The sequence below is a fragment of the Thalassobacter sp. genome, from assembly GCF_982993085.1.
Window position 1 is genome coordinate 1 of sequence record NZ_CEZFMW010000178.1, and the last position, 4170, is coordinate 4170.

The following is a 4170-nucleotide window of genomic DNA, read 5'->3' on the forward strand; positions in this document are numbered from 1 at the left end:
GTCCTGCATGGCGGTTCCTGTCAGTCAGAGTTGAGTGAACTCCCCGGCGACGAAACGGTCGCGGAGAACGAATTTCTGGATTTTGCCAGAGCCGGTCAGAGGAAAGCTCTCGACCTGCACCCAGACATTCGGGGTTTTCTGCGGGGACATGTTTGCGCGGCAATGGGCATGCAGCGCGGACCTGTCCAGTGGCCCTGTGCCACGGATGAACGCGCCGATGACCTCACCCCATTTCGAGTCCGGCAGGCCGACAACGGCGACCTCGGCCACGCTGGCGTGTTCCAACAAGCAGTTCTCGATCTCGGCCGGGAAATGGTTCTCGCCACCACGGATGATCATCTCTTTGACGCGGCCGGTGACGGTGACATAGCCGCGCGCATCCATCCGGCCCAGATCGCCGGTATGCAGCCAACCCATTGCGTCTACGGTCTCGGACGTGGCCTTGGGATTGTCGTTGTACTCCAGCATGACACAGGGGCCGCGGGCACAGATTTCCCCGACCTCTCCTACGGCGACAACGCCATTGTCATCGACACTGCGGATTGAAACCTCGGTCTGAGCCACCGGCTGGCCAGCCGTATTGCAGATGTCGTCGATGCTGTCGTCCAGATGGTGTTGCGTGATCACCGGACAATGCTCGGTCTGGCCATAGAGCGTCGAAAATCCGGCGCCCATCAGGGTCTGCACCCGGCGCACCAATTCGGGTGCCACCATCGAGCCGCCGCAGCTGACGAGCTTCAGGGCCGAAAGGTCTCGCGAACGCGTTTCCTGCGCGTCGAGCAAGGCCACCACCATGGTCGGCACGCCAAGGATGATGTCCGCGCTGGTCGCTTCCATCTGGTCCAGAACCACATCCGGGTCAAAAAGGCTGACCAGCACCATGCGGCACCCCGCCTGAAGGCATCCAAGCGTGACCATCCCGCAGCCCGAGGTGTGAAACATCGGCATGATGTTGACCCAGGTCGTCGCCTTGATTGCGCCGCAACGGGACGCGTAGAAGCTCGCATTGTTGACCAATCCGCGATGGCTGAGAACAGCGCCCTTGGGAAAACCTGTTGTGCCGGACGTATATTGGATCATCGCAGCGTCGCCCGGGGCAACTTCGGGCAAAGCAAGCGGGCGGGTGCCCTGTGCAAAGAGCGCATCACTTTCCATATCTGTGACTTCGCGGATGGCAGCGATGTCGGTCACGACCTCAGCTCCAATCCGGCCCATCGGGTTGCCACGGAACTTCTCGACAAGGAACAGGGCAACCGCGCGTGACTGCTCCAGCACATAGGCCAGCTCGCGTGCCTGAAAGGCCGGGTTCGCCGTCACCAGAACCAGTCCGGATAGCGCACAAGCATATTCCATCAGCACCCATTCGGGACTGTTGGGCGACCATATGACCACCCGTTCGCCGGGCGCAAACCGGGTGGAGAGCGCTATCGCCAGCCGCTCGGCATCTTTCAGAAGTTCGGCGTAGGTCCAGCGGCGTCCTTCTGTACCGTCCTGCCTGACTTCGACCAAGGCCTCCGCCTCCGGTCGCGCCGCAGCCACCTCGCGCAGCAATGCGCCGATGGTGATCTCGCGTGTCTCAATGTCGGACTGGGCCGGCACATGGGAGGTGGTGACGGCCAGTTCATACATCGCGGAAATCGCCCCCACGGCCCTTGCCGCCGGCAAACCGGGCGGCGCCTTCGACACCTTTGGTGACCTCACCCTTGCTGCCTCTCCATTCCTGCCGAAGTGCGTCGCACATCGAAAGCCCGTGCTGGGCCCGCACGGACCGTCGATCCGCACGCATGCAGCTTTGGGGAAAGCGGGCGATTTCATGGGCTAGGGCTTCGGCCTTGGCGCGCGCGTCGCCTTCGGGCACGACGTATTCGCACAGTCCAATCCGCAGAGCCTCGTCTGCATTCACACGGCGGCCGGTCAGGATCAGGTCCATCGCGCGCCCTTCGCCCACCAGGCGCGGCAAGCGCACCGTGCCCCCGTCGATCAGTGGAATGCCCCAACGGCGGCAGTAGACCCCCATGAAGGCGGTTTCTTCCATCAACCGGATATCGCACCAAAGCGCCAGTTCCATGCCGCCAGCCACGGCAGGCCCGGCCACCGCAGCTATAACCGGTTTGGACAAATCCAACCGGCTGGGTCCCATGGCCGCCATTGGTGGTTCTCCCTCATCTGGAAAGTCGAACGGGTCGAGCGCCTCGGCCCCGGCAAGCGAAGCCGCATGTTTCAAATCCCACCCGGCACAAAAAGCACCGCCTTCGCCCCAAAACACGGCAACGTGGGCGGTATCGTCCGCGTCAAACACGCGGAACGCCTCGTAGAGTGCGGCCGCACTTTCGGGGTCCATGGCATTGCGGGCCTCTGGGCGGGAATGGATGACTGTCCAGACGGGGCCGTCCTTTTCAATTCGCACACTCATTGCAGAACCTCTCCATAGTTGCCTGCAATGAACTTATCACGAATGGCAAATTTCTGCACTTTGCCTGAGCCTGTCAGAGGGAAGTCCGGCACATGCACCCAGACAGATGGCGTTTTCTGTGCGGACAGATGCGCCCGGCAGTGGGTACGCAAATCGGCCACATCAAGTGGCTGGTCAGACAGGATAAATGCCGCGATCACCTCTCCCCATTTCTCGTCCGGTAAACCGACTACGGCGACTTGGGCCACATGCCTGTGGGTCACCAACACCGCTTCGATTTCAGCTGGGAAATGGTTTTCACCGCCGCGAATGATCATGTCCTTCACACGGCCGGTTACCCGCACGAACCCCTGAGCGTCCATCGTGCCCAGATCGCCGGTATGCAGCCAGCCTTCGCCATCGATGACGGCGACGGTAGCCTCTGGGTTGTCGTTATAGCCGATCATCACCGCGTAGGATCGCGCGCAAATCTCGCCCACTTCACCTATTGGGAGCACACGATTATCTTCAGGTGAACGGATCGAGACCTCGGTCTGTGGCAGCGGTTGGCCAGCCGTCTCCACGATCTGCTCAAGCGTTGCCTCGACAGGGTTCAGGCAGATCATCGGGCTGTGCTCTGTCTGCCCGAAAGCGCTGAGCAAGTGACAGCCCAAACGGACCCGCACCCGGCGGACCAGATCGGGTGGCACCGGTGCGCCACCCGTCGTGATGACCTCAAGCGAGGACATGTCGCGTTGGGTTCTGTCCAGCGATTCCAGCAGATTGAACAGCATGGTGGGAACGGCAAAACAGGTTGTGACGCCTTGTTCCTCGATCAATCGCGCAAAGACATCCGCGTCGAACCGCTTGATCAACAGCATCTTGGCTGCGGCCTGAAGACATCCCAAGGCCCCCGTCGCACAGCCCGCCGTGTGAAACAGCGGCATGAAATTGGCCCAGACCGAGTGCGGCCCCACTTGCTTGCGGGCGCAGAAGAGCCGCGCGTTGTTCACCAGGTTTTTGTGGCTGAGAACCGCGCCTTTTGGAAAACCGGTTGTCCCCGAGGTGTACTGAATCTGCGCGGCGTCATCCGGCTGGACGTCGGGCAGGATGGCGGGCCGGCCTCCGATGGTGAAAAGTGCGTCCTCATCTTCCAGATTGACGACCTCGCGCAGATGCGTGTTGCCTTTCGTCGCCTCGAGCGCAATCTCAGCCATCGGATTGCCTCGGAACCCGTTCACCATGAACAGGCCGACCGCTCCGGATTGCTCCAGCACATACCTGAGCTCGGAGGCTTGAAAGGACGGATTGGCTGTAACCAGAACCAGCCCGCCCAGCCCGCAGGCATATTCCATGAAAATCCACTGGGGAATATTGGGTGCCCAGACGACGACCCTTTCACTTGGCTGGAACCGGGTGGCGAGGGCGCGGGCCAAGCGCTCGGCCTGCGCCAGTATCTCCGCATAGGTCCATGACTGGCCACTGTCACCGCTGTCTGCGACATCCACGATTCCCACGGCATCCGGGTGGCTGGTTGCCACCTCTCGCAGCAACCCGCCAACCGTGATGTCGCGAATGTCCGCATCATTCTGCGCCGGGAAGTGCGATGTGCTGAGCGTCACGTCATACATGGTCATTCCGCCGCGATTGGGCTTGTGGGGATGTCCACCAGCTTGCCGCGCGGAATGAGCCGGTCCGCGTCATACATCGGCAGGGTGCAGAGTTCGCCGGTCTGGGTGGACCCATCAGCGCAGAGCACATCGACCTGCGTGCCCGGA

At 61.7% G+C, this 4170-nt stretch carries 3 protein-coding genes; all 3 read right to left on the reverse strand.

Going from position 1 to position 4170, the window contains the following annotated elements; genetic code table 11:
* Window positions 1–24: 24 nt before the first annotated feature.
* Genes AC4GMC_RS17335 through AC4GMC_RS17345 form a run of 3 tightly spaced genes read right to left on the reverse strand, consistent with a single transcriptional unit; the run spans window position 25 to window position 4023 of the window.
* Window positions 25–1629, reverse strand: coding sequence for a class I adenylate-forming enzyme family protein (locus tag AC4GMC_RS17335; RefSeq protein ID WP_488082374.1), 1605 nt, complete (start codon window positions 1627–1629; stop codon window positions 25–27).
* Complete coding sequence (locus AC4GMC_RS17340) at window positions 1622–2413, reverse strand: crotonase/enoyl-CoA hydratase family protein (protein WP_490391482.1); 792 nt, start codon at window positions 2411–2413, stop codon at window positions 1622–1624. The genes AC4GMC_RS17335 and AC4GMC_RS17340 overlap by 8 nt, the downstream gene beginning before the upstream one ends.
* Window positions 2410–4023 carry a class I adenylate-forming enzyme family protein gene (locus tag AC4GMC_RS17345; RefSeq protein ID WP_490391483.1) on the reverse strand — a complete coding sequence of 538 codons (1614 nt, stop codon included), beginning with the start codon at window positions 4021–4023 and terminating at the stop codon, window positions 2410–2412. Before AC4GMC_RS17345 ends, AC4GMC_RS17340 begins: the two co-directional genes overlap by 4 nt.
* Between the last annotated feature and the right edge of the window lie 147 nt (window positions 4024–4170).

Coding starts and splice junctions, on each gene's coding strand:
- AC4GMC_RS17335 (WP_488082374.1), bottom strand. CDS start 1,629: ATGTATGAACTGGCCGTCACCACCTCCCATGTGCCGGCCCAGTCCGAC.
- AC4GMC_RS17340 (WP_490391482.1), bottom strand. CDS start 2,413: ATGAGTGTGCGAATTGAAAAGGACGGCCCCGTCTGGACAGTCATCCAT.
- AC4GMC_RS17345 (WP_490391483.1), bottom strand. CDS start 4,023: ATGTATGACGTGACGCTCAGCACATCGCACTTCCCGGCGCAGAATGAT.